General features: G+C 59.3%; 20 protein-coding genes and 1 tRNA gene. 11 read left to right on the top strand and 10 right to left on the bottom strand.

The window, feature by feature from the left end:
- Positions 1-234: 234 nt before the first annotated feature.
- Both msrQ and msrP read right to left on the bottom strand, forming a co-directional pair.
- Complete coding sequence (gene msrQ, locus GOV79_RS16045) at positions 235-849, bottom strand: protein-methionine-sulfoxide reductase heme-binding subunit MsrQ (RefSeq protein ID WP_170787493.1); 615 nt, start codon at positions 847-849, stop codon at positions 235-237.
- 4 nt (positions 850-853) lie between these two features.
- The gene (gene msrP, locus GOV79_RS16040) at positions 854-1,765 is read right to left on the bottom strand and encodes a protein-methionine-sulfoxide reductase catalytic subunit MsrP (protein ID WP_170787491.1); all 912 of its coding nucleotides are present in this window, start codon (positions 1,763-1,765) and stop codon (positions 854-856) included.
- A gap of 331 nt (positions 1,766-2,096) precedes the next feature.
- On the opposite strand from msrP, the gene GOV79_RS16035 reads away from it, so the two are divergent.
- Together GOV79_RS16035 and GOV79_RS16030 are read left to right on the top strand one after the other, a co-directional pair.
- Positions 2,097-2,288 carry a hypothetical protein gene (locus tag GOV79_RS16035; protein WP_170775519.1) on the top strand — a complete coding sequence of 64 codons (192 nt, stop codon included), beginning with the start codon at positions 2,097-2,099 and terminating at the stop codon, positions 2,286-2,288.
- A 246-nt stretch (positions 2,289-2,534) separates the two neighbouring features.
- A complete protein-coding gene (locus GOV79_RS16030) occupies positions 2,535-3,350 on the top strand; it encodes a cyclase family protein (protein ID WP_170790498.1) in 816 nt (271 codons plus the stop codon).
- An 82-nt stretch (positions 3,351-3,432) separates the two neighbouring features.
- On the opposite strand, the gene clpB is transcribed toward GOV79_RS16030, so the two are convergent.
- Together clpB and GOV79_RS16020 are read right to left on the bottom strand one after the other, a co-directional pair.
- The gene (clpB, locus tag GOV79_RS16025) at positions 3,433-6,051 is read right to left on the bottom strand and encodes an ATP-dependent chaperone ClpB (protein ID WP_170790497.1); all 2,619 of its coding nucleotides are present in this window, start codon (positions 6,049-6,051) and stop codon (positions 3,433-3,435) included.
- A gap of 127 nt (positions 6,052-6,178) precedes the next feature.
- A complete protein-coding gene (locus tag GOV79_RS16020; protein WP_170790496.1) occupies positions 6,179-6,499 on the bottom strand; it encodes a hypothetical protein in 321 nt (106 codons plus the stop codon).
- Positions 6,500-6,643: 144 nt separating this feature from the next.
- Between GOV79_RS16020 and pyrF the strand changes: the two genes are divergently transcribed.
- Together pyrF and GOV79_RS16010 are read left to right on the top strand one after the other, a co-directional pair.
- Positions 6,644-7,348 (top strand): orotidine-5'-phosphate decarboxylase, encoded by a 705-nt coding sequence (gene pyrF, locus GOV79_RS16015; protein WP_170790495.1) that lies wholly within the window; start codon positions 6,644-6,646, stop codon positions 7,346-7,348.
- 358 nt (positions 7,349-7,706) lie between these two features.
- Positions 7,707-8,960, top strand: a complete 1,254-nt coding sequence (locus GOV79_RS16010) for a DNA polymerase IV (RefSeq protein WP_170790494.1) — start codon at positions 7,707-7,709, stop codon at positions 8,958-8,960.
- 2 nt (positions 8,961-8,962) lie between these two features.
- Here GOV79_RS16010 and GOV79_RS16005 read toward each other — a convergent pair whose 3' ends face one another.
- On the bottom strand, positions 8,963-9,823 hold the full coding sequence (locus GOV79_RS16005; protein ID WP_170787480.1) for an N-formylglutamate amidohydrolase: 861 nt from the start codon (positions 9,821-9,823) through the stop codon (positions 8,963-8,965).
- Positions 9,824-9,971: 148 nt separating this feature from the next.
- Here GOV79_RS16005 and GOV79_RS16000 point away from each other — a divergent pair.
- The 7 genes from GOV79_RS16000 (at position 9,972) to GOV79_RS15970 (ending at position 13,835) form a co-directional block, all read left to right on the top strand.
- Positions 9,972-10,046, top strand: a tRNA-Val gene (locus tag GOV79_RS16000).
- 90 nt (positions 10,047-10,136) lie between these two features.
- A complete protein-coding gene (gene ykgO, locus GOV79_RS15995) occupies positions 10,137-10,262 on the top strand; it encodes a type B 50S ribosomal protein L36 (protein ID WP_005648635.1) in 126 nt (41 codons plus the stop codon).
- Positions 10,263-10,583: 321 nt separating this feature from the next.
- Positions 10,584-10,985, top strand: coding sequence for a DM13 domain-containing protein (locus GOV79_RS15990; protein ID WP_170775506.1), 402 nt, complete (start codon positions 10,584-10,586; stop codon positions 10,983-10,985).
- Between the two features lie 78 nt (positions 10,986-11,063).
- Entirely contained in the window at positions 11,064-11,444 is a 381-nt protein-coding gene (locus tag GOV79_RS15985; protein ID WP_170775504.1) for a hypothetical protein, read from the top strand.
- A 190-nt stretch (positions 11,445-11,634) separates the two neighbouring features.
- Positions 11,635-12,651: an extracellular solute-binding protein gene (locus GOV79_RS15980; protein ID WP_170790493.1), complete on the top strand. Its 1,017-nt coding sequence runs from the start codon at positions 11,635-11,637 to the stop codon at positions 12,649-12,651.
- Between the two features lie 114 nt (positions 12,652-12,765).
- Positions 12,766-13,320, top strand: coding sequence for a helix-turn-helix domain-containing protein (locus GOV79_RS15975; protein ID WP_170790492.1), 555 nt, complete (start codon positions 12,766-12,768; stop codon positions 13,318-13,320).
- Entirely contained in the window at positions 13,317-13,835 is a 519-nt protein-coding gene (locus tag GOV79_RS15970) for a GNAT family N-acetyltransferase (RefSeq protein ID WP_170790491.1), read from the top strand. The genes GOV79_RS15975 and GOV79_RS15970 overlap by 4 nt, the downstream gene beginning before the upstream one ends.
- Here GOV79_RS15970 and GOV79_RS15965 read toward each other — a convergent pair.
- The 5 genes from GOV79_RS15965 to GOV79_RS15945 all read right to left on the bottom strand — a co-directional run bounded on the left by GOV79_RS15965 (position 13,832) and on the right by GOV79_RS15945 (position 21,434).
- Positions 13,832-14,557: a response regulator gene (locus tag GOV79_RS15965; RefSeq protein WP_170790490.1), complete on the bottom strand. Its 726-nt coding sequence runs from the start codon at positions 14,555-14,557 to the stop codon at positions 13,832-13,834. The two genes, GOV79_RS15970 and GOV79_RS15965, sit on opposite strands and share 4 nt — an antisense overlap.
- A 109-nt stretch (positions 14,558-14,666) precedes the next feature.
- On the bottom strand, positions 14,667-15,911 hold the full coding sequence (locus GOV79_RS15960) for a molybdopterin molybdotransferase MoeA (protein ID WP_170790489.1): 1,245 nt from the start codon (positions 15,909-15,911) through the stop codon (positions 14,667-14,669).
- Positions 15,904-16,386: a plastocyanin/azurin family copper-binding protein gene (locus GOV79_RS15955; RefSeq protein WP_170790488.1), complete on the bottom strand. Its 483-nt coding sequence runs from the start codon at positions 16,384-16,386 to the stop codon at positions 15,904-15,906. The genes GOV79_RS15960 and GOV79_RS15955 overlap by 8 nt, the downstream gene beginning before the upstream one ends.
- Positions 16,387-16,403: 17 nt before the next feature.
- Positions 16,404-18,608 carry a HEAT repeat domain-containing protein gene (locus tag GOV79_RS15950; protein WP_170790487.1) on the bottom strand — a complete coding sequence of 735 codons (2,205 nt, stop codon included), beginning with the start codon at positions 18,606-18,608 and terminating at the stop codon, positions 16,404-16,406.
- A 144-nt stretch (positions 18,609-18,752) separates the two neighbouring features.
- Positions 18,753-21,434, bottom strand: coding sequence for an arsenate reductase (azurin) large subunit (locus GOV79_RS15945; protein WP_170790486.1), 2,682 nt, complete (start codon positions 21,432-21,434; stop codon positions 18,753-18,755).

Genomic DNA, 21,434 nt, shown 5'->3' with positions numbered 1-21,434 from the left:
CCGTCAGCACCGTCTCCAGCGCCCCAGCACCGCCTCAGCAGCGCCGGTGAAGGGGGTTCTAAGGTTTACCCCGGAAAGCCGCAAGCAGAAAATCTGGAAAAATCGGAAAAAACTCTGTTTGAAAAATTTTCAACATATTTACAGTTACTTACCGAAAATTCCCTTCCCAAAACGAACACCCCAGGCCACCGTTTCGACGTGCATCCCAGGTTTTGCACAGGCTTACCCACAGACTCAGGCGGAATCGACCTGTCGGAATCGGTTGAGTGGGTTCGACAGCGGCAGACGCAGGGCCAGAAGGCCCAGAATCACGCTCAGATAGATCAGTGGCTCGATCTGGAACCCTTTCGCCAGCATCACGTAATGCAGCCCGCCCAAAATCGCAGCTGGATAGACCAGACGTTGTAGAACGCGCCAGCGTGGACCCAAACGGCGCACCGACAGATTATTTGAAGTCACAGCCAGGGGCAGCAGCAGAAGAAATCCGGCCATGCCCACCGTGATATAGGGACGTTTGAGGATGTCGGCCCAGATCTGGCTCGGCAGTTGCACATCCAAAACCAACCATACCAACAGATGCAGACTAACATAGACGAAGGTCAGCACCCCCAAAGCGCGACGGAACTTCGTCAGGTTCAGTCCCGAAAACCGCCGCAACGGGGACACCGCAAGCACGACAATCAACAGCTGTAACGCCAACTCGCCATAGCGATGTTCCAGCGCCTCAATCGGATCAATACCCAGCCCTCCGGTCAAACCCTGATAGAACAGCCACGGTGCCGGGATCAGGCCCAGCAGGTAGACAGCCCAAACAGGCACTCGGCGGAGTATCTGGTTCACGGTCTGCATGCGCCTAATAGTATTCCGACAGATCCATGCCTTCGTAAAGACCGGCGACTTCGGCCTCGTAGCCGTTGAACATCAGTGTCGGAATACGTTTCGAGAACAGCCCGCCCCCGATGGTACGTTCCGACGCCTGAGACCAGCGCGGGTGATCCACATTCGGGTTCACATTACTATAGAAGCCATATTCGCGCGGATTGGCCATGTTCCAGCTTGTCGGAGGCTCAACGTCCGTCAGGGTAATCCGAACAATCGACTTGATCGACTTGAAGCCATATTTCCACGGCACGACGAGTCGAAGAGGTGCGCCGTTTTGGTTCGGAATTGGACGATCATAGATGCCTGTCGCCATGATCGTAAGCGGGTGCATCGCCTCATCCAACCGCAATCCTTCGCGATAGGGCCAATCGAGCACCGGGTATTGCACGCCGGGCATCTCATCAGGACGGTATGCGGTTTCGAAGGCAACAAACTTGGCTCCTTCCTGCACTCCGGCCATGTTCAGCAGATCGGCCAGCTCAAACCCGTTCCAGGGCACCACCATTGACCAGGCCTCGACGCAGCGAAAACGATAGATGCGTTCTTCGACCGTCATCTCAGACATGATGTCCTTGAAATCATATTCGCCGGGACGGTCGACCAATCCATCGATCTGCACACTCCAGGGTTCCGTTACCAGCGTGTGGGCGTATTTCGCAGGATCATCCTTGCGCGTACCGAACTCATAATAGTTGTTGTAAGACGTGATCTCTTCCCAGGTGTTGGGCACCAGATCCTCGGCCGCCTCTTCGGCCGCACCTTTCTGCGCCATCCCTGCCAAGCCGACACCTGCAAGCCCGGCCATCACCTGCCGCCGGTTCATAAACGCCGCCCGCGGGGTAACGTCTGCACGTGTCAAATTATTGGTCCAGCGATGCGCCATCTGCGTCTCCGTGATCGTTCTGTATTAGAGTCCAATTAGTGCGCTCATAGCACAGGACCAAGGCAACATGCGTCACGATTGGGAGAAGAGGCTGTAATGTATCCGCCACTCGGGAAACTCATATTGAGAGATAACGGTACAGATTCGCGCGATTTCGAGCGTTTTGACCAATAAGACTTAGCGTCAAGGTTGATATTCCCGCTAGCCAATGCCCAATCCGGAAGCGTAAGTTTTCTAAGGGCGCGAAGGGACAGAGTAGGCTGCCGTATATGGCTGGCATCGCAGTTGGCGCCAAGGGAAACGACGAGAATACGATCGGAAAGGACGAGACATGAAAACGAAAATGCTTGCGGGCTTGTCGCTGGTGCTGTTCATCGCTGCCTGCGCTGAGAATGAAACATATCCCATCAGCGGCTGCGATTCGAATGAAACATTCCCCGTAACCTGCGAGGAAATCGGCGACGACACTGGCCTGGACGAAAGCAACGCTCAGGATCTGAACGCCCTTCCGTCGGGCACCTGATCACGCATGATCTAAAAACCGAACACGTCGATGTTCGCACAATAACCCGCCATTCATCGGCGGGTTATTCGTTTTCAGCCCATCAGTTTTTCCCAAAATATCCTTTTAATTCAATAATATGAATTTTAAATATAACAGATTAAGCCTTTACAGGCCATTTCCCAGCCTTGCACTCTGATTGCCGGGTACGCTGAAAATTCGAATGATCAGCCCCCGGATCGAACGCTGGACAGGGAGAAGACGAATATGTGCGACATCTGTGTAATGAATGCGGTCAAGGACCGAATGCTTTCACGGCGCAGTTTCTTCAAGGCCGCCGCTGCGTCGGGTGTGGCCGTTGCCGCCGGAGGGGTCACCGCACCGGCCGCTATGGCCTCAGGGCATGGCAAGGTCGAGGATATGACCCACACAATCAGCCCCGATTTCCCGACCTATTTCGGAGAGCCGGGCTATTCCGCCGAACAAATCTACAACTTCGGCGAACACGGCTTCAATCTTCAGCGGATCACAGTGAACGAACATACCGGCACCCATGTCGATGCGCCACTGCATTTCTCGGCGGATGGGGCGTCGGTGGATGAAATTCCGGTCTCTGACCTGATCGCCCCACTATGTGTGGTCGATATTGCCGCCCGCGCGGCTGAGGACGCAGATACGCTGCTGACACCCGATGACCTAAAGGCATGGATGGCCAGTCACGGCGATATTCCGGGCGGGGCCTGTGTGGCCCTGTATTCTGGCTGGGCCGCCAAGGTCGACAGCGACGCCTATCGCGGGTTTGACGGGCAGGCACAGCACTATCCCGGTTTCCACGTCGAGGCGGCACAGATGTTGATCGAGGAAACTGGTGCACGCTCAATCGCCTCGGACACGCTGTCACTGGACCACGGCCCCTCGGCAACCTTTGATACGCACTATGCGTGGTTATCCACCGGTCGTTTCGGGATCGAAAATATCGCCGGGCTGGACCGCATTCCGGCCTCTGGCGCAACGCTCGTCGTCGGCGCGCCGACACATGCGGGCGGAACCGGCGGACCCGCGCGCATTTTTGCGATGGTTTGACAAGTTCTGTCAAACGATAGCCAGTGGAAAGAGCTCTACGAAACAGAAAAACCCGCCGTGAAGGCGGGTTCTTCCTTTTGCCTCAGTGCACGACCGCGTCATTTGGCCTTGGGCGGTCCGAGGTGCCCAGGCGGTCGCCGATGATCAGGCCATCCGAACCTGCCGAGACAGGGACGGTTTCACCATCCTTGATTTCACCGGCCAGCAACGCCTCGGCCAGCGGGTTCTGAAGCGCGCGTTGGATCACGCGTTTCAGCGGACGCGCGCCAAAGACCGGGTCATAGCCTTCATCGGCCAACCATTGCTTGGCACCATCATCCAGCGCCAGCTCGATCTTGCGGGCGGCCAGTCGTTTCTGCAGACGTGCCATCTGGATATCGACGATGCCATCCATATCGGCCCGCTTGAGCCGGTCAAAGATGATGGTCTCATCCAGACGGTTGAGGAATTCGGGCCGGAAATGGGCCCGGACCGCATCCATCACATCCCGCCGCGCCTGCGCACTGTCGGCTCCTTCGGGCAACTGGCTAAGCGCCTGCGACCCAAGGTTCGACGTCAGGATGATCAGCGTCTGTTTAAAGTCCACGGTGCGGCCCTGACCATCGGTCAGCACACCATCATCGAGAACCTGCAACAGCACGTTGAACACATCCGGGTGCGCCTTTTCGACCTCGTCAAACAGCACGACCTGATAGGGCCTGCGCCGCACGGCCTCGGTCAGCACGCCACCTTCGTCATACCCTACATAGCCCGGAGGGGCACCGATCAGACGGGCGACCGCATGCTTCTCCATGAACTCGGACATGTCGATGCGCACCATCGCGTTGTCGTCGTCGAACAGAAAGTTCGCCACGGCCTTGGTCAGCTCGGTCTTACCCACACCGGTCGGGCCGAGGAACAGGAACGAACCCAAGGGGCGGTTCTCGTCATTCAGGCCAGCCCGCGCACGGCGCACGGCGTTGGCGACGGCGGTGACGGCGGCATCCTGACCGATCACGCGGGAATGCAGGTCGTCTTCCATCCGCAGCAGTTTCTCGCGCTCGCCTTCCAGCATCTTGGCTGTCGGGATACCGGTCCAGCGTTCAACGACCGAAGCGATTTGCTCGGGGCGCACTGTTTCTTCCGCCGTCATCGCGTTGCTTTCGCTGTTCTCAGCGTCGGCCAACTGATTTTCAAGCTGGGGAATAACGCCATAGGACAACTCACCCGCCTTGGCGAGGTTGCCTTCGCGCTTGGCAATCTCAAGATCAGCCCGGGCCTTGTCGAGCTGTTCTTTCAGATCACGCGCACCCGCGAGCTTATCACGCTCGGCCTGCCACTGGGCGGTCATCTCGGCGGATTTCTCCTGCAAATCGGCCAGATCCTTTTGCAAGGTTTCCAGACGATCCTTCGAGGCCGCATCATCTTCCAGTTTCAGCGCCTCTTCCTCGATCTGCATTTGCAGGATCTGGCGATCCAACTGGTCCAGTTCTTCGGGCTTCGAATCGACCTCCATACGCAGACGCGACGCGGCTTCATCGACAAGGTCGATCGCTTTGTCGGGCAGGAACCGATCGGTGATATAGCGATGCGACAGCGTCGCTGCCGACACCAGTGCCGAGTCCGATATGCGCACACCATGGTGCAGTTCGTACTTTTCCTTGATGCCGCGCAGGATGCTGATCGTGTCCTCGACCGTCGGCTCCTGTACCATCACGGGCTGGAACCGGCGTGCAAGGGCCGCGTCTTTTTCGACGTATTTGCGGTATTCATCCAGCGTTGTCGCGCCGATGCAATGCAGCTCACCACGTGCCAATGCAGGTTTGATCAGGTTTGCCGCATCCATCGCGCCGTCGGATTTACCAGCGCCGACCAGCGTGTGCATCTCATCAATGAACAAGATGATCTCACCCGCCGCTTCGGTCACTTCGGTCAGCACGGCCTTGAGGCGTTCTTCGAACTCACCACGGTACTTCGCACCGGCAATCAGCGCTCCCATGTCGAGCGCAAGCAGCTTCTTGTCCTTCAGCGATTCTGGCACGTCACCGTTAATGATGCGCAGGGCCATGCCCTCGGCGATCGCGGTTTTACCCACGCCGGGCTCACCGATCAGAACCGGGTTGTTCTTGGTTCGACGCGACAGAACCTGCATCGAGCGGCGGATTTCCTCATCCCGCCCAATGATCGGATCGATCTTGCCTTCGGCCGCAGCCTCGGTCAGATCGCGCGCATATTTCTTGAGTGCGTCATAGCCTTCTTCCGCCGACGCGGTATCGGCTGTGCGCCCCTTGCGGATATCGTTGATCGCCTCATTCAGTTTCTGCGCGGTCACGGCACCATCTTCCAAAGCCTCTTTAGCCTTGGATTTCACCATGCACAGCGCCATCAGAATGCGTTCGACAGGGACAAAACTGTCGCCCGCCTTGGTTGCAATCTTTTCGGCCTCGGCAAGAACCTTTGCGGTCTGGCCGTCCAGATAGACCTGACCTGTGTCGCCTTTGACCTTTGGAATGCGCGCCATCGAAGCGTCCAGCGCATTCACCACACGGCTGGGCGCACCACCGGCCCGCGTGATCAGGTTGCTGGCCAGCCCCTGATCGTCATCCATCAATGCTTTCAGCAAATGTTCGGGCGTCAGACGCTGATGCTCTTCCCGCATCGCAATAGTCTGCGCCGCTTGCACGAAACCCCGTGCCCGCTCGGTGAACTTGTTCAAGTCCATTTTATTCTCCTTTTCCAAGCGCCCTGTTTTGATGCGCCCGCCTGGCGGCACGCGTCGGTTTTGGGCCTCACATTCAATCTGGGAAATATCTGTCCCGGTTCAAGAGGCGGAGGCGTATATTCGACCCCTATCTGCGCGGCACGGAATAGACCGCATAGCCCCCCGTTTCCGCCACCTGTCGCGCGCCGTACATGTCGACCAGAGACTGAGCCGCACTGCCGCCTTCGGGGCAAGACACAAGGTCCGCCGCATCGTCCAGAAAGTCGACGGTAAAGGCCGTTTCACCCGTGATCTGACAATCGTCATCGGTCGAACGATACCCTCGCACCAGACGCAGGTTTTCGTTGGTGGGCGTTCTGACCACTGTATCGGCAGCCTCGGTTTCCAGCGGCATGTCCTGACATCCTGCCAGCACCAGAGCAAACGCGGTGGGCGCAAGTTGTTTCATTTGCAAATCCGTTCCTTCAATGTGCGAATAGTATAGCACAGCCTGAATGCGCTGCCGTGATCTGAATCACCTACCCATCCCACATGGACACAGACCCCCAAACCCGCTAGGACGCAGACGTTTGCCAAAAAACGGAGCACCCCCATGTCCGACGACCGCCTGATCGTAGCCCTAGATGTCCCGAACGCCCTGCAAGGTCTGGCCATGGCCGAGCGGTTGGGAGACAGCGTTTCCTTCTATAAGATCGGGCTTGGCATGCTAACGGGCGGCGGGTTGGCGCTGGCCAATGAGCTGAAACAGGATCACGGCAAGCGCATCTTTTTGGACATGAAGCTGTTCGACATCGGCAACACGGTCGAAAACGCGGTGCGTGGGTTGGCGCAGTTCGATCTGGATTTCCTCACAGTTCATGGCGATCCCCACGTGGTGCGCGCCGCGAAAGAGGGCGCCTCGGGCAAGGATCTGAAAATCCTGGCTGTAACCATCCTGACGTCGCTGAATCGCGACGATCTGGACGCCAGTTTGTTGAAGGCGGGCGATGTCCAGGAGTTGGTGGTGGAACGCGCAGCCAAGGCGCTTGAGGCCGGGGCAGATGGCGTCATCGCCAGCCCGCAAGAGGCTGCGCTGATCCGCGCCCTGCCTCAGGCCGAAGGTCGATTGATCGTCACCCCCGGCGTTCGTCCGGCAGGGGCTGCGCTTGGCGATCAGAAACGCGTTGCCACCCCAGCCAGTGCTATTGCAGATGGCGCAGACCACATCGTTGTGGGCCGCCCGATCTATCAGGCAGAGGACCCGAAAGCCGCCGCCCAAGCGGTTCTTGCCGAGTTAAATTCCTTGACACGGCACTAAACGCGGACGTTAGAAACCGCCAAAAACACCGGTTTCTGGCTGCCAAGCAGTTGACCTAACGTCACTTTTAATGAAAACCGCGCCAAATCGTCCCTGTGCCCGAAAACACACATGAAAACTGCCTGTTTTCCTTGTGTGAACTCGATCCTATCGAAACCTCTGTTTTTCAGCGAATCTGGTCTCGTGATACTCCCCGCGGACCGTCTCTTCCTGAGGTCCGTCACCTCCCCCCGCAACGCGCGGGGGGTCTTCTTTTCCACCAGATCGCACCTGGAATCCGGCCTTGGGCTTTTGCGTGGCGGTGGGGTTGGTATAGTCGCGCTCATGAACCGATCGCTTTGAAGGCGGGAAGACATCCATGCCCGGTCTTTGCCGAGATTGCCTGACCACAGTCACCGATGACAGGCGCTGCCCCGCGTGTGGCAGCCCGCGGATCAAGTCGCATCCAGAGCTGTTCGACCTGACAATTGCGCATATGGATTGCGACGCCTTCTATGCCTCGGTCGAAAAACGGGACAACCCAGAACTGGCCGATAGGCCGGTCATCATCGGTGGCGGTAAGCGCGGGGTTGTGTCCACGGCGTGCTATGTGGCCCGTATTCGCGGCGTGCGCTCGGCCATGCCCATGTTCAAGGCGCTGCAACTCTGCCCCGATGCGGTGGTGATCAAACCACGCATGTCCGTCTACGCTGAGGTTTCGCGCGATATCCGCAAGATGATGGATGAACTGACCCCGGTAGTTGAACCCCTGTCGCTGGACGAGGCCTTCATGGACCTCTCTGGCACCGAACGCCTGCACGGAGCGCCACCGGCGGTGATGCTGGCGCGTTTGGTCAAGCGCATGAAAGACGAGCTGGGCGTGACCGGGTCAATCGGGCTTTCGCACAACAAGTTTCTGGCCAAGGTAGCCTCGGATCTGGACAAGCCACGCGGGTTTTCAGTGATTGGCCGGGCTGAGACGGCAGAGTTTCTGCATGACAAACCAGTGCGCCTGATCTGGGGTATCGGCCCCGCCGCGCAGGAATCGCTGGACCGTGCCGGTATTCGCAGTTTCTCGGACCTGTTGCGCTGGGATCAGGAGGCGTTGACGGCCAGATTTGGCGCGATGGGCTATCGGCTGTGGCATCTGGCCCGCGGTCAGGACAAACGCCGCGTTTCGGCCCATGAACCTATGAAATCCATCAGCAATGAGACGACCTTTTTCGAAGACACCGCCAGCCTCGACATTCTGGACGGACATCTTTGGCGCATGTCGGAAAAGGTCGCCGACAGGGCCAAGGCCAAAGGGCTAGCGGGGCGGGTCGTGACCCTTAAACTGAAACGAGCCAACCACAAGATCATCACGCGACGGGTATCCCTGCGGGACCCAACCCAGATTGCTGATCGTATATATCGCACGGCGCGCGCGCTATTCGATCAGGTTGGGGAACAGGGGCCATACCGGTTGCTGGGCTGTGGTCTGTCGGATTTGTGCCCGGAACATCAGGCCGATATCTCGGGCGATCTGCTGGATCCTGGCGCCGCCCAAAGATCACAGGCCGAGCGTGCCACGGACGAAATTCGCCGCCGCTTCGGGACCGACGCTATCGTGAAAGGACGGGCGCTGCGCTAATCTTATTCGGCCGCCAGACGCAGGGGCTCTTCGCCGATCTGGACGACATCGCGGATGACCTGCCGCAACAGTGTGCGGAACTCGGCGAAATTGCCGTTAGGTTCGATCCGGTCCTCATCCATATATAGCGCGCGGTCGATCTCGATCTGAACCGCATGTTGGTTGCGCGCGGGGCGTCCATAGGTTTGGGTCACATAGGCCCCCGCAAACGGAGCGTTGCGCACGACCGTCAGGCCGGCGGCGACAAAGGCCGCTTCGATCCGGTCAACCACCTCGGTTGAGGCTGACGCACCAAACCGGTCGCCGAGCACAACTTGCGGCCGTTTGGCTTTGGGGCCACTGGCCATGGCAACCGCCTCGTGCGGCATCGAGTGGCAATCAATCAAAACCGCCTGCCCGAACTTGGCATGCGATTCGGCCAAAAGTGATTTCAGGCGGGCGTGATAGGGACGCCAGCACGTGTCAATCCGCAGCCGCGCCTCGTCCATCGTCAGCTTGCCACGGTAAATCGCGCGCCCATTTGCCACTACGCGGGGAATCACGCCCAGGCCCGAGGCAACACGCGGATTGTGCCCTTGCCGCCGCGCACCTTGGATCAGCGCAGGATCCAGTTCCTCTGAACTGCGGTTGAGGTCCAGATACGCCCTTGGTTTCGTGGCCGATATCAGCGGTGCCCCGAAATCTGCCACCGGCGAGAACAGCTGATCGACAAACGCATCTTCCGAGGACCGAATCGCATTGCGGTTCAAAACCGTGCGTTTCAGCAGGCTTTCGGGATAGTTCCGCCCGCTATGCGGAGACGAAAACACCACACAAGACGTGCGCTTGGCGGGCATATCCAGTACATAGGCGGCGTTCTGCATGGTGACTCCTTGTTCGGACTGAACATAGACCGGAAAATAGTTCAACCAAACCCCTTGAACCCCTTTGCGACTCCTTTTATAGACCCCGCTACCGGCGCGGGGATCCGCGCCCCATTTCGTTATGGGGCAGGGCACGCAAAGGGAAAGTGGGCGGTTAGCTCAGCGGTAGAGCACTTCGTTGACATCGAAGGGGTCACAAGTTCGATCCTTGTACCGCCCACCATGATTTCACTGTTCCGGTTTTCCGGGACACCCGCTAACCCAGGCGCTGGCCACGTCCTTGATGAAGGCGCCGCAGATTGGAGACAGACCCATGAAGGTCAAGAACTCGCTCCGCTCGCTCAAGAACCGGCACCGCGATTGCCGGGTTGTGCGTCGCAAAGGCCGCGTCTACGTGATCAACAAGACGCAGCGCAAGTTCAAAGCTCGCCAGGGCTAAGAACGGCACGAACCGATTTGAAAAAACCGCGCCTTTGGGTGCGGTTTTTTTGTTGGCGCGTGAAAACTCGGAAATTGGTAATTTTGCTCAATTCCCGTCCGCGCGTGCTGAAACACCAAACGCCGCGACACCGCATCTCTGCGATCCCTCTGATACAGCTTTATTTTTCGCGGGTTCTCTCACACCCCGCGGGCCGCTCTATTGATGTATTGGGGTGTTTTTGTTTCAGATGCTCACATTCCCTCGACGCGATGTGAATTGGCAGCGCCCACTTAGTCTGCGCAGCATCTTGCAGTCGTTGAACGAGATAGGAAATTCGCCATGACAATCAAACGCCGCCAATTCGTGAAACTGGGGCTGGCTTCGGCTACCGCAGTCGCACTGGGAACGCCGTCTGCATTCGCCGGGGATAAGGAACGCACCGGCAGCCTCTCCGGTCGCAGCGGCTATAAGGTGAAGGGAACAGTTTCCGTATCCGGCGACACCGTCACCCTCAAGAGCGATTATGTGTTCGACCCCAACAAGAACCCGCCGGATATCAAGATCGGCTTCGGCAATGGTGAGAAATACGCAAAGGGCTCGAAGATCCACGACAAACTGACCGTGAAAAAGGGCGAAGCATCGTTCAAGATCCCGGCTGGAATCGACGTTTCGAAATACAACGAACTTTACATCTACTGCGAAAAGTTCACTGTGATTCTGGCAGTTGCACCGCTCAGCTAAGCCACGTACACGCTTTTTTTCGAGATCCGCCTGCACATGTGGGCGGATTTCTTTTTGCCCAAGTCACCGAGGGTAGACGTGTATAGTCAGGATTCCTTCTTTGATTTATCGACAAGGGGACAGGTGGGGCTTGCGTTGCTCAGCCTCATTCTGTTTGTCCTGATGGTGTATCTGACCCGGCGTGGTTTGTATCGATTTCCTTTTTGGGCAAGGATGTCCGGGGCTATGATCCTCTTTTGGCTGTTCGTGTGGGTTTCGCCGCAAATCTACTACATGTATTACCGCATGATCATTCCGGACTTGCCCCTTCAATGGGTCATCTGGCCACTACGAGACCCGGTTAAACCGCTGCAGATGCTGCTCTTCTCGTATCAGAGCACCCTCAGCTCGCATGGCCAGGGAATCCTCGGTTGGGCAATCATTCTGGCAGCTACCCTTCCGCGCTCGCGATCCATCTAAAGGGTTGTGGAAATAGAAACCGGCCCCCGCCCGAAACACTACACTCAATAATCAGAATCAGGCCGCACTTTGCCAGCGACCATTTGACCAACTAATTTAGTCGGAATTCCTTGCATCCCAGTCAGAATCGTTTAATTGACCAAATCAGTCGGGTTATCACCCGCCACGACATTTAAAGTTGGGACATATGATGCTGAAATCCTCTACCTGTATCGCCGTCGCGCTGACGGCCCTGATTGCCACCTCTGCTGCTGCCGAGGGAGAGCTGAACCTTTATTCTTCGCGCCACTACGACACGGACGAACGCCTCTATTCCGATTTTGAAGAGGCCACAGGCATCACAATCAACCGCATCGAAGGCAAGGCCGACGAATTGATTGCACGTATGGAAGCAGAAGGCGCGAACTCTCCCGCCGATATCCTGCTGACCGTTGACACTTCGCGTCTAGCGCGCGCCAAGAATGCAGGCATCCTGCAAGCCATCGACAGCGTGGTTCTGGAAGATCGCATCCCGGCCAACCTGCAAGACGAAGACAATCAGTGGTACGGTTTCTCGCAGCGCGCGCGGATCATTTTCTTTGATAAGGCCGACGTGGCAACCCCGCCCGCCAGCTATCTGGATCTGGCCAAACCCGAATACAAAGGTCTGATCTGCATCCGGTCGTCCAGCAACACCTATAACCAGACTCTGCTGGCCTCGATCATCACCAACCACGGTGCCGAGGCCGCCAAAACTTGGGCCGAAGGCGTTGTCGCCAACATGGCGCGTGACCCGCAGGGCGGAGACACTGACCAGCTGCGCGGGATCGTTTCGGGCGAGTGCGAAATTGCCGTTTCGAACTCGTACTACTTTGCTCGCGCGCTGCGTAAGGACGTGAAGGGCCTGAGCGCAGATATCGACATGATCGGCATTCAGTTCCCCGCACAAGACGCGGAAGGTGCTCATATGAATCTGTCGGGCGCAGGTGTTGCTGCCCATGCCCCAAACAAAGAGAACGCGGTGAAATTCCTGGAATACCTCGCCAGTGAACAGGCGCAGGTCTATTTCTCGAACGGCAATGATGAATTCCCCGCCGTCGAAGGCGTGGCGCTGGCCGACAACGTCGCTTCGCTGGGCGAGTTCAAAGCGGACGAAGTGAACCTGTCCGAGGTCGCCAAGAACATCCCGGAGGCACAGAAGATCTTCAACGAAGTCGGCTGGAAATAATCCTTCAATCCGGCGAGTGAGGGAAGAGCGCGGTTTTCTGCGCTCTTTTCTATTTACATAGCCGCATTTTAAACCGATTATCTCATAATCGGAAATGATTCTCATATTTGAAACATGCTGGATGACCTGTCAAACCGACTAGCCAACCGTCTGAACGAACTGCGCCGCACGCGGGGCTGGTCACTGGATCAGTTGGCAGATCACAGCGGTATCAGCCGCGCCACCCTGTCCCGGATGGAGAAAGGGGACGTCAGCCCGACGGCCGAAACGCTTGGTCGGCTATGCGCTGCTTACAGCTTGCCGATGTCCCGACTGTTGATGATGGTCGAAGACAGTTTTGCCCCGCGTGTACCTTTTGAAAGGCAACCGGAATGGCACGACCCCGAGACCGGATTTACCCGCCGTTCGGTCTCACCCCCCGCCAACGGGTTGAGCGGTGAGGTCCTTGAGGGCCACCTGCCACCCGCAACGGTGATCAGCTATGACGCACCGCCGAAACCAGGGCAGGAGCACCACCTGATCATGTTGGACGGCGCCTTGACCCTGACCGTCGATGACGTCGCACACGACCTGACGGGCGGGGACTGCCTGCGCTATCACTTGTCCGGCCCCACCCGGTTTGCAACGCCAAACACGCGCGGTGCACGATACCTACTGGTGCTGATATGATCGCCCGACTGACAGAACCGGAACTTGAAAGCGCGCTCGGCGACCTGACGGACATTCTGCACGCCTGTGTGCAGGACGGGGCCAGCGTCGGCTTTGTCTTACCCTTCCCCCCCGAACAGGCCCGAGCCTATTGGCACGACCACGTCTGGCCCGGCGTCGCGGTAAATACGCTGGACTTGTTCGTCGCGCGGCAGGACGGGCGCATCCTGGGAACGGTACAAATGGCCCCTGCTTTGATGCCAAACCAGCCTCATCGCGCAGACGTGGCCAAATTGCTTGTACATCCCGATGCCCGTCGGCGTGGGCTGGGTCGGGCGTTGATGATCGCGCTGGAGCAGCGTGCCGCGCAGATCGGGCGGACGATGCTGGTTCTGGATACGCGCAGCTCAGATCCCTCGCGCGTGTTGTATCAAAGCCTCGGCTTTCAGATCGCGGGCGAAATTCCGAACTATTGCCGCAACCCGTTCGAGGATCGGCTGGAGCCCACGACCTACATGTTCAAGGATCTGTCCTAAGCGTTGGTCTTGCGGACATTCGCCGCAAAGCAGTAGCCGATCCCGTGCACGGTCTTGATATAGGTCGGCGCAGCGGGATCGGGTTCGATCTTTTTGCGCAGACGCATGACGTGGACGTCGATGGTCCGGTCGCCGACAACGGTTTCACGTCCGCGCGCCTTGTCCAGCAACTGGTCGCGGGAAAACACCATATGCGGGTTCGAGACAAAAGCGTGCAACACGTCGAACTCGGTTGTCGTCAGGTCCGCCGCAGCGCCGTCGCCGCCTGCGGTCAGGGTCCGTTCGTTCACGTTCAGCACCCAATCCCCGAACGAGATCAAGGGCGCATCCGCGCCGTTGGCGAGTTTTTCGTCAGGCTTTGCCCGGCGCAGAACAGTGCGGATACGGGCCAGAACCTCGCGCGCCTCGAACGGTTTGGTTATATAGTCGTCGGCCCCGAATTCCAGTCCGACCACGCGGTCGAAAATCTCATCCCGGCCCGAGAGGACAATGATGGGGATGTTGGAATTCACCCGCAACTCGCGCGTGATGTCAAAACCGTTGCGTCCGGGCAGGCCGATATCCAGCAGGATCAGATCGACGCTGGACTTGGTCAGAACCGCATCCATCGCATCGCCATCCGCAGCGCACGTGACCTGACATCCCTGCTTCTCAAGGTAGCGTTGCAGGAAAGACCTGATCTGCGGGTCGTCGTCGACCACAAGGATATGTTCTTGAACCATATTTCCAGTCCGGTGCGGGCGAGTTGAGCTTGCGCGCCAATGTTTTAGTCACAGCGTTCCGCCACATGCAAGCCAGCAGGGGCGGAACGCTGGCGTATGGCGATGGGAACTAGAACCTCAGGAAGGTAAGTCCATGACCTTCCGACAATTCCTCTGTCTCAGCAGGGATCACGGCCAGACCGTCTGCCTGCGCCAACAGCGCCACCCGGCCGCTGTAGGACGGCGCCATCAGCCGCAGGCGTGGCGTGCCGTCGGGCGTCCGGCCCTCGATGGTGACAGGGCGGTATTCCTGACGTCCGGCACGCCGGCGCAGCGGTTCGGCCAGAACGGCCTGCTGGGGTGTTTGCGAGGCATGGTGCAGTCCGGCACGGCGGGCCATCATTTGCGATCCGATGATCTGCCATGTCACATAAGCCGAAACCGGATTACCCGGCAGACCCACATAAAGCGCGTTCCCGCGCCGCCCGAACATGATCGGTTTACCCGGCTTCATCGCCACTTTCATCACATCGACCTGACCGCCGATTTCCCCGAACACACGGGGCATGTGATCTTCGTCACCGACCGAAACGCCACCCGTGGTGATGATCAGATCGGCACTGTCGCAGGCCTCGCGCAGCACTTGTTCAAGCTTGGCAGGATTGTCCTCGACCGGGCCCTTGTCAGTCAATGCGATCCAAGGTTTGTCCAACAGCGCCCGCAGCATATAGCGGTTCGAATTGTAAATCTGCCCCGGTCCCAACGTCTCGCCGGGTTGTTTCAATTCGCTACCGGTGGAAAAGATTGCGACTTTCAGCTTGCGATAAACCGTAACCTCTCCGTATCCGGCCGAGGCCAGCGCGGCGACCTCGCGCGCGGTGATCTCACAGCCGCGGCGAAGGATAGGCGCGTCCGCTTTCAGGTCTTCACCCGCGCGGCGGATATGCTGGCCCGGCTTGGGTCGGCGGGAAAAGCGGATACCGTCGATCAGAGCGTCGCAATCTTCCTGCATCACCACGGCGTCGAAATCCGGCGGAACCGGCGCACCAGTGAATATCCGCAGGGCGCTGCCCGCAGGCGCGTCGTGCGCGCCGCTGTCTCCTGCCGCGATTCGCCCAGCAAGCGGCAGCTCGAACAACGGGCCGTTGCCCAGATCACATGTCCGCACTGCGTAGCCATCCATGGCCGAATTGTCGAAGGCGGGCATATCCACCTTGCTGGTACAATCTTGCGCCAGAACGCGCCCAATGGCGTCGATCAGCGGCAGGGTTTCGGTATCCGTCAGTGGATCGGCCACCGACAGACCACGCCGCAGCGCATCCTCAACAGTCAGGTACATATGGGCGTGGCGGTCGCAGGCGCATCCATCAGCCATTTTGAGCCTCCATTTCAGCAAAGAGTTCTTCGAAACCTGACCGCTCGGCCTCGCCCAGCTCGGACAGATGGGCCTTGGCCTCCTCAAGGTTCGCGTCGGGGTCGCCGACCACCAGCAGCATGACCATTCCGTGACGGCCATGCACGCGGCAGCGGATGCCGTAGACGCCTTCTTTGTCGAAGGTCAGGTCCAATTCGGGTTTTCCCCGGATCTCGAACGCGCGGGCACCCACAGGGATCATGCGAAGGATTGACGTGACCGTGTGACGCCCTGTCGATCCTTTGAACCGCACCGTCGCGCCCGCTTGGACATGCAGCAGCTTGGGTTCAAACCTAAACGCATGGTCCGGGGTATCGGCATTCGGGTCGATGATCTGGTGGACCACAGCGATTTCGGGGATATCCTCGGCCCAAGCAGGCGCAACAGCCAGTGCGCCTGCCAATATCGCTGCACCTAGTTTCAGCGATGATGTCATCTGTCCCTCCGGGCCTTTCAGGCCGCCTGTGAGGGTTCTCCCAGCAGGTCAGCCAGCGCGCTGATCATCACCGGCCATTGCGCGCGGCGGTCTTCGTCGCGCAGCTCGGCCAGCAGTTCGCGGCCAATGGATACGATCGCAGGGGTGCTGTCCTTGACATAGGTCACAATCCGCTGCTCGGGGTTGGCCAACAGGAAGGGCACGATGGCCGCCCCCGCCTGATCGGGCGCGGTTTCCGACAAGAGCCGCATGGCCGCCTGCCGCACGGGGGCCGAGATATCATCCAGCAGGCTGCGCGCCACGTCTGGGGTGCCATCCCATCGGGTCAGGATATGCATCGCGTCGATGCGGAAAGCAGTATCGCCGGTTTTCACCATCGCACGCAGTTTGCCGCGCAAGCTATCCTGCGGTGGCAGATCAGCCTGTTGCAGCAGCTTCAGCGCCTGCTGGGACAGGGCGGAATCTGTGTGCGACAACCCCTTGGTGATCAAATCGACCAGCTGGTCTTGATCCAATTCCGCACCATGGCGAGCGACGGCCACGCCCAGCGCGGCAAACGCCTGCTGCGCGATCTCGGTTTCCGGGTCTTGGGCAATCTGGGCCAGCATGACCTGCATCCCTTTGACCTCGCCCAGCAGGCGGATGGCGGACATGCGGGTTTCGCGCTGCAACGCAACCGCATCGTCGTCCAGCGCCACGCGGCGGCGTTTGGGGTGGCGGGTCGCCTTGGCCAGCAGCGCCTGTTCGCGGGGGGTGAGGGGTTGGACCTCATCCTCTTGCGCTTCCTGAGTCATCTCGGCGGCAATCGCGTCATGCCCCAGAATCGCTCCAAGGCTTGAGGTCGGGCCGTTCTCACCGCCTTCGGAGACGTCCAGACCGGCCTCTTCCAGCGCGGCGATGTCGGTTTGCGGGGTCTCTGCGGGTTCCTCGTCTGCGGCCACAGGCATCGGGGCCAGAGCAAAGGACAGCAGCAACTCGCGCCCTTGCTGCTGGTTCACATGTGGACGATCGGCATCCGTGACGATCATCGCCAGCGATGCCACCGCCTTGAGCCGCACCGACCGGAACGGAGACCGGCACGCACGTTGCAGCCATTCCGCCGCCTCACGCAGAGGCGAGGTCGCCAGCGCATCGACAATGGCCCATTGCAGGCGCTCGGCTTTGAGGTCATCAGCCTCGACCAAGAACAGCGCGTTCAGCCGATCCGCCACCAGTTCCGGGGCCAGCGCCGCCAGCAGGCCCAGTGCCTGTGCGGACACTTCGGGCTGTTGACCGGTGGCAAGGAAATCCAGCACCTGCCAGCGCAGATCGTCCTGATCGGGAATCGGCGAGGTGCGATCCAGCCGGTCGAGCAGCGCCAGCTGCACCTTGGCACCAGGATCACGCATCATGCGATCCAGCAGTTCGAGTTCCGAAAAGCCAGACTGGTTCAGCGCTGCTATGCGGATATCTTCGACCGCATCCGTCAGGGCCTGTTCGACCAGTTCCGGGTCGTTTGGCATCAGCGCCTCATAGGCGATCAGACGCACGGCCCCGTCCTTGTCGTTGGTGGCTTTGCGTAGGATCGCTTCGGCTTCGGCCCCGCCGATGGTGGCCAGAGTGCGCAGGGCACGGTGGCGCAGGCGGCGGTTCGAGGATTGGGTGAACACGCCCAGCGTCGGCACGGAAGCCTCACCAATCCGGCCCAGCGCCTCGCAGGCCACATCGCCCAGTTCCTGCCCGTCTTCGTCCATCAGGGCCATGACGATTGGTTCGATCGCCGCCACATCGCCCATCCGGCCCAACGCTTTGATCGAGGCGATCTGGGTGTCCAGCCAATCGTCCCATTCGTCCTGGTGCAGCTCGTCCTCGTCCCATGTGATCTCCTCGCCGCGCCCGGCGACAAGGGTGCGTAGGTAAGGCGCGGCGTCTACGGATTTCAACTCGGCCAGAGCGGTGACGCAGGCCAGTTTGACCTCGCCACAGGGATCGTGGATCAGGTTTTCCAGCAGTTGCGGTGCTGCGTCCTGAACGCCCAGCGCGCCCAGTGCATGGGCTGCGTCCTGGCGGACGTCTTCGTCATCGTCCAAAAGCGCCTCGACCAAGGCCGGGCTGTTGGCGGCGCCAATGGCACTCAGGGCCTGAATTGCGCGCAGGCGGATCACGTCATAGTCGGATTTTGCGTAGTCCGAGAACAGGCTGGTGGCCTCATCTCGCAGGGCGGTATCGGAATGCATGTTCATATCGGGTCTGCCATGTTTTGCGTTGGGAGAGGTTGGGTGAAAGTGGAAGGCAGGTTTCCCAACCGATACCTGCCTTCCAGGTGGTCCCTTCTGCAGTGGGACCAGACCCGAGGGGCAGCATGGCGACCGCCCCCCGGAAACACGTCAGGCGATGTCGCGCGGTGCGAAGGACATCGTACGGAACGAGGTTTTGTAGGGGCTCGGCCCCAGTTTGCGCAGCTTGGCAACGCCCATCTTGTAGTTGTAGTTGCCACTGATCCAGTCGACGATCCGGCCCTCAAGCGCGTTCGCGGGCTGCTGCATGTGCAGGAAGTCCATGTAGACCACGCTTTTCTTGATGGCGGGCGTGACCATGGCCACGGCGGTGATCGCCGCTTTGGTCAGTTCGATATGCCCGTTCTCCATCAGTTTCGAGAACTGGAAGTCATCGCCTTCCACACCCAGCAGCGTGGTCTTGTTGCCCGGAACGCGTTCCGAGTAGACCATCACGTAGTCGCCGCTTTCGATGCCGCGTTCAGCCGCATCGTCGGGGTGGATTTCGACCCAGTTTTCCGGCCAGCGCTGCACGATATACGGGCGGCGACGGTCATCAAAGCCAGACTGCCAGCGTTCGTTGATCCGACCGGAGGTCGCCCAAAGCTCGCCTTCTTCCTTGTTGGGTTTAAGCCATTCCCAATAGTCCGAGAACAGGCCCCAAGGCGATTTCTGGATGTTGCACTTGCCGGTCTGGCTGTTGAAATGCGTCAGCTTCTTGTTGAACACATCCGCACCAGCTGCACCGGTATCGGGCAGTTCGCGGGTTGTGTCGTGCAGACGCTTGGTTTCAATCAGCGTGACCCCATCGGTATCCAGCATGACCGGGCATTGCACCCCATCCGTTCCGAATTCACGGACCTTCTGGTGCAGGCCCTTACCTTCGGCCTTGGCCAGACGGAACACCGCGTGGAAGTCCTTGCGCGACCCGCGGGTAAAGCGCACGGCCTCTTCGGCAACCTCGTTCGAGTTCTGCCAGTCGAACCCGTCAAAGCCCATCCGCTGTGCCAGTTGCGCAATGATCCACCAGTCGGGTTTCGCCGCACCGGGCGCATCATAGAACTTCTGGTACAGACGCAGACGGCGTTCGCCATTGGCGCGCAAAAAGTCCTCTTCACCCCAGGTCGCTGCGGGGAACACGATGTCGGCATAGCGATTGCCGATCGGGTCCTGCAGATAGATGTCCTGGTTGATCACCACCATACCGCCGCTGTCGGCGCGGGCCTTCAGCGTATCGATCATCTCTTGCTTGTCGAAAGAGGCAATCTGGTGCGGGTTGCGGACGGTCAGCTCCTCGAACTTGTCGGCCAGTTGCTGGCTGCCGCACATGGACTGGATCCAGGTAGTGCCGATCACATGGGCCATACGGGTATGACCTGCGATCAGATACCGGTCGGTATCCATGGCGCGGCGACGACGACCGGGCAGTTTCTCGGGCGATTTGTTGCGCGGGTATTTCCCGCCCTTCACGCCACCCCGCTGGTGACCACCGGCCCGGCCAATGACCTGACCCGGACGACCGCCGCAGCCACAGATGATGCCCAGCGCGGAAATCGCCTGTGTGTTGCCGGTGTTGTTGGACCAGTAGAACCCTTTCTCGATCATGACCGAGGTTTTGGGCCGTGTGCCATCCGCCTTGGGTTTGGCCAGCCATTCGGCGGCAGTATAGATTTTCTGCACGTCGATTTCGGCCATGGCGGCAGCGGTCTCGGGCGAGAACTCGTCCTGCGACAGAAGCCACTCTTTCCAGTCTTCAAAGCCTTTGGTCTGGAACTTGCCCCATGTTGTCCGCCACTGCCATGGCGTGTTGCGGGTGCCCTGACCGAAGCCGGACGAGCTTTCCCACTTGTTGTTGACCCATTTCTTGATCCAGTCGCTGTCTTCCCAGCCATTTTCCACGATGACGCGGGCAATGGCGTTGACGACCAGTAGGTCGGTGCCGGGCAGAACGTCGATGTGCAGGCCGCCCATCTTGACCGCATGGGCCACACCGGCCGAGCTGCGCGGGATCAGATAGATCTCTTTCTGACCGTTCTGCATCCCCTTCATCATCCACTGGGTATAGAGGATGGTCTTGGTCTCATACGGGTCAGTACCGCAAACCAGAAGGGTTTCCGCATCGCGCCAGTCCTCGTAGGACGGGCCGAAGTTGTCAAACCCCGCATCCCGGAAACCGGGGGTCGAGGTCACGTCGGACGGCGTGTCGTGGAAGGTGAAGTTCGCGGTGTTGATATGGCGCAGCGCGTATTTCGAGATCGCATAGGTGTTCTCGATATACTGATAGCTGAAGGTTTTCACGCCATAGGCATTGGTGCCGTGCTTGGCGATGACGTGGTTGCCCACCTCGGCCGCCACATCCAGCGCCAGATCCCACGGAACCGGCATCAGCGTGCCATAGATCCGCATCAGCGGTGTCTTCAGGCGGTCACGAGTCGGTGTCTGCGGGTTATAGCATTTCTGCGCAATACACCCGCCCCGCAAGGAACTGTCGCCGTCGGTGTTGACGTATTGCGTGTCCTTGTCAGGGATGATCACCACGTGGTGCGGCTGACCTTTGTGCAGAACGATATTGTGCTGGTTCGGCGCGACCCATGCACCCAAGGGTGCAACAGGGAAATCCTCGCCAAAGGCGTTTTCGTCCGCTGTAGGCCCACCCGGCTTGGCCGTCACAGGCCAGCGGTAGACTTTGTAGCCACAGGCCACGATGCAGTAGTCGCAGGCGGTCGAGATGACCTCGGCGCCTTTGGGCGGCAGTGGGACGTTGGTTTCGGGTACGTAATACGGGGTTGCCAT

The organism is Ruegeria lacuscaerulensis (assembly GCF_013034745.1).
Taxonomy (GTDB): Bacteria; Pseudomonadota; Alphaproteobacteria; order Rhodobacterales; family Rhodobacteraceae; genus Ruegeria; species Ruegeria lacuscaerulensis_B.
The sequence above is the reverse complement of the archived record's forward strand: the minus strand, read 5'-3'. Positions and strand labels throughout refer to the sequence as shown.